Raw genomic sequence first — 4332 nt, 5'->3', positions numbered from 1 at the left:
GAAAACTTATGAATAAAGCAGGCTAAGAGATAACCCCATGGATGATAAAAATTGAGCCGGACATTTGCCTCACATAACAACAGGTCGGCGAGTTTTTTATATTTTTGCATTTTCTATCGAAAAGAAAGTTAATTGTATTATGGAAATTGCAAGCAAGTACAATCCGGCCGAAACAGAAGAAAAATGGTACAGTTACTGGATGGAACAGAAATTTTTCAGGTCTGTTCCCGATGAACGAGAGCCTTACACCATGGTGATACCACCACCTAACGTAACGGGTGTTTTGCACATGGGGCACATGCTCAACAACACCATCCAGGACATACTGGTAAGGCGTGCGCGTATGCAGGGCAAGAACGCCTGCTGGGTACCCGGCACCGACCATGCATCTATTGCCACCGAGGCCAAAGTGGTCAACAAACTGCAGGAAGAAGGCATCCCCAAAAATTCATTGACTCGTGAAGAATTCCTGAAACATGCATGGGACTGGACCGATAAACATGGGGGGATCATCCTGGAACAGTTGAAAAAGCTGGGAGCATCATGCGACTGGGATCGTACTTGTTTTACCATGGATGAAATACGCAGCGCAGGTGTTATCAAAGTCTTTGTTGATCTCTACCGCAAAGGTCACATCTATCGTGGTATCCGGATGGTCAACTGGGACCCCGCTGCGAAGACTGCTCTGTCTGACGAAGAGGTGATCTACCGCGAAGTGCAATCCAAACTTTATTATATCCGCTACCAGGTTGAGGGAGAACCTGACCAGCATGTTACTATTGCAACAACCCGTCCCGAAACAATCCTGGGAGATACGGCAGTATGTGTCAATCCCAACGATGAACGATTCAAACACCTTGTAGGTAAAAAGGTACTGGTACCACTCATCAACAGACCAATTCCCGTATTGGAAGACGAATATGTTGACATGGAATTCGGTACCGGCTGCCTGAAAATTACCCCGGCACACGACATCAACGACTATGAAATAGGAATGCGCCACAACCTGGAATCGATAGATATTCTAAACGATGACGGAACACTCAGCAAAGCTGCTCAGTTGTACGTAGGCGAAGACAGGTTTGATGTACGTGAGAAAATCGCCGTCGATCTGGAAAAATCAGGGAATCTTGTAAAAGTTGAAGATTACACCAATAAAGTGGGTTACTCCGAGCGCACCGATGCCGTAATTGAACCCAAATTAAGTACCCAGTGGTTCCTGAAAATGTCGGAACTGGCCAAACCCGCGCTAAAAGCTGTAATGGAAGATGAAGTTCGTTTCCATCCGCCAAAATTCAAAAACCTCTATCGCCACTGGATGGAGAATGTAAAAGACTGGTGTATATCCAGACAGCTTTGGTGGGGACACCGCATTCCCGTCTACTACCTGGAGGATGGCAGCTATGTGGTGGCCGAAACTGAAGATGAAGCAGTCCGGCTGGCCAGAGAAAAAACCGGCAATAACTCGCTCACAATAAATGACCTGAAACAAGATGAGGATGTACTTGACACCTGGGCGTCATCATGGCTGTGGCCGATTACTGTATTCGACGGTTTCAATCCCGACAACAAAGAAATCGATTACTACTACCCTACCAATGATTTAGTGACTGCACCGGAGATTATCTTTTTCTGGGTAGCACGAATGATCATGGCAGGGTATGAATATCGCGGAACGTATCCGTTTAAAAATGTATACTTCACGGGAATTGTTCGCGACAGCCAGCGACGCAAGATGTCGAAATCGCTGGGTAACTCACCCGAACCGCTTGAGCTGATCAAAAAATACGGTGCCGACGGTGTAAGAATGGGCATGCTTCTTTGTTCACCGGCCGGGAATGATATTCTCTTTGATGAAAGTCTTACCGAACAGGGACGCAACTTTGCCAACAAAATATGGAATGCTTTCCGCCTGGTAAAAAGCCAGGAAGTAGCTGCCGGCATGGAGCAACCCGAGAGCTCAGCGCTGGCAGTAGAGTGGTTTAGTAACAAGCTGAATCAATCTATCGAAACCATCGACAGCTATTTTGAAAAATACAGGATATCTGACGCCCTGATGGAGATTTACCATCTTTTCTGGGACGAGTTTTCATCATGGTATCTCGAACTGATCAAACCCGCTTATCAACAACCTATTGATGAAAAGACCCATCAGGCAACACTGAAATTCTTTGATGACCTGATGCGTTTGTTGCATCCTTTTATGCCTTTTATTACCGAAGAGATATGGCATCACCTGGAACACAGAAAAGAAGGGGAAAGTATAATGGTTAGTCTTCAGCCCGAGGCCAAACCCTACAATGCTGAACTCCTCCGGCAATTTGAACATGTAAAAGAAGCCATAGCAGGCATTCGAAACCTGCGTCAGGAAAAGAACCTGTCGCCCCGCGAAGCGCTTAAAGCAATGGTAATGACAGGAAAAGACGGTTACTTCGAGCGTCTTGATCCTGTTCTTAAGAAAATGGCCAACCTCGAGTCGGTGGAAACAGTCGGCGAAAAGGTTAAAGGTGCTGTTTCGTTTCTGGTTAAATCATCGGAATATTTTATTCCTTTGGACGGATTGATCAACGTCGACGAAGAAATCGCCAAGCTCGAAGAGGAACTGAAACGTATGAAGGGATTCCTGAATGGTGTTATGAAAAAGCTCGGCAATGAAAAGTTTGTGTCCAATGCTCCTGTAAAGGTTGTAGAGTTGGAGAAAAAGAAAAAAGCCGATGCCGAAGCAAAAATTCAGGTGCTGACCGAGAGTATTGAGAATTTGAAAAAGTAAACTGGGTGCTGGGTGCTGGATTCTGGTTGCTGGGTGCTGGGTGCTGGATTCTGGTTGCTGGGTGCTGGGTGCTGGTGGCTGGTTACTGGTGGCTGGTTACTGGTGGCTGGTTACTGGTGGCTGGTTACTGGTGGCTGGTTGCTCAACCTTAACCTCAACCTCATTTGGTCATTGATAGAGGCTGCTGAAAAAGTCAGCAACCTGTTTCTAATTTATTTTCCATTGTTCTTTTTGGCATTGCCCCAAAATTGCCTGTAATTACAAGGTTATATTTATTAAACAGCCTTCAGACTCATATCGAGACTTCGTATCTGATGCGTAAGCGCACCTACAGAAATATAATCCACGCCACACTCGGCATAACTGCGAATGGTCTCTTTGGTAATTCCGCCTGATGATTCGGTCTCGTATTTCCCGTCAATAAGTTTAACCGCTTCTTTGGTGGTACGGGGATCGAAATTATCCAGCATAATACGATCTACACCCCCCGTTTCAAGCACCTGACGAAGTTCATTCAGATTGCGAACCTCAATCTCGATTTTCAAATCTTTTCCAATATTATCGAGATATTTACGAGTGTTTCTAATGGCATTTTCGATACCACCGGCAAAATCGATATGATTATCTTTGAGCATAATCATATCAAACAGCCCCATCCTGTGGTTCTCCCCCCCGCCTATCTTTACGGCTTGCTTTTCAAGAAGACGCATTCCCGGGGTGGTCTTTCGGGTGTCGAGTATTTTTGTATGCGTACCCTCCAGCAATTGAACATACTCCCTGGTGTGAGTAGCAATACCGCTCATGCGTTGCATGATATTGAGCACGAGACGTTCTGCGTTCAACAAAGTTCTGACTTTTCCTTTAACAGCAAAAGCCACATCGCCGGGTTGTACTAAAGAACCGTCTCCTAAGAGCGGGCTGATTTCAATATCGGCCTGCAGATAACGAAACACCTCAAAAGCTGCGTCAACTCCGGCAAGCACACCGGGCTCCTTTACCAATAACTGAACCTTCCCTTCGGCTTCTTCCGGGATACAGGCCAGAGATGAGTGATCGCCATCCCCGATATCTTCCTTCAGGGCATTAATTATAAATTCCTTTAAGTATTCGTTCTTCATTCCTGTTTTTCTATTCTAATTTGATGAATTAATGATTTACCATCCTCTGTTGTCTTTACCAAAAAATACATGCGAAACTGTTCATTGGTACATTTGTATTCACCAATGGCAAAGGTCGCATTCTGCCGGGCACCATGATGCAAAATCTGAAAGGATGTTACTTTATTGTCTTTAAAAAAATTCCTGAGTATAAAGTGCGCCTGTTCCTTGCTGAAAATACCCGACTCACCGGGAAGAACCAGTTCAATTTTGTCGTTCAGAAAAGGAGAAAGCTTAGATATATCTCCCTGTTTCATGGCCTCAACCACTTTTGCAGGCAGGGGCTCTTTTTTCTCACTTTGGGCATGACTAAGCCCAAAAACAAGTAAAAAGACAAAAAAAGGCAGAAGTTGTTGTAGTGTTTTCATTCGTATAAAATTTATTTATGAGCCCGGTATAAAAAGC

General features: G+C 44.9%; 4 protein-coding genes. 2 read left to right on the top strand and 2 right to left on the bottom strand.

Features of this window, described 5'->3' with window-relative positions; genetic code table 11:
* The first annotated feature begins 139 nt into the window (after nt 1-139).
* Together OQ5_RS0117880 and OQ5_RS23685 are read left to right on the top strand one after the other, a co-directional pair.
* On the top strand, nt 140-2770 hold the full coding sequence (locus OQ5_RS0117880) for a valine--tRNA ligase (protein WP_016778802.1): 2631 nt from the start codon (nt 140-142) through the stop codon (nt 2768-2770).
* Between the two features lie 12 nt (nt 2771-2782).
* The gene (locus tag OQ5_RS23685; protein ID WP_016778801.1) at nt 2783-3028 is read left to right on the top strand and encodes a hypothetical protein; all 246 of its coding nucleotides are present in this window, start codon (nt 2783-2785) and stop codon (nt 3026-3028) included.
* Between the two features lie 17 nt (nt 3029-3045).
* Here the strand turns inward: OQ5_RS23685 and nadC are convergent, their stop codons facing one another.
* Together nadC and OQ5_RS0117865 are read right to left on the bottom strand one after the other, a co-directional pair.
* The gene (gene nadC / locus OQ5_RS0117870; RefSeq protein WP_016778800.1) at nt 3046-3888 is read right to left on the bottom strand and encodes a carboxylating nicotinate-nucleotide diphosphorylase; all 843 of its coding nucleotides are present in this window, start codon (nt 3886-3888) and stop codon (nt 3046-3048) included.
* Entirely contained in the window at nt 3885-4295 is a 411-nt protein-coding gene (locus OQ5_RS0117865; RefSeq protein ID WP_016778799.1) for a DUF4783 domain-containing protein, read from the bottom strand. Before OQ5_RS0117865 ends, nadC begins: the two co-directional genes overlap by 4 nt.
* Between the last annotated feature and the right edge of the window lie 37 nt (nt 4296-4332).

The organism is Anaerophaga thermohalophila str. Valhall, assembly GCF_000250735.1.
Classification (GTDB): Bacteria; Bacteroidota; Bacteroidia; order Bacteroidales; family Marinilabiliaceae; genus Anaerophaga; species Anaerophaga thermohalophila_A.
The sequence above is the reverse complement of the archived record's forward strand: the minus strand, read 5'-3'. Positions and strand labels throughout refer to the sequence as shown.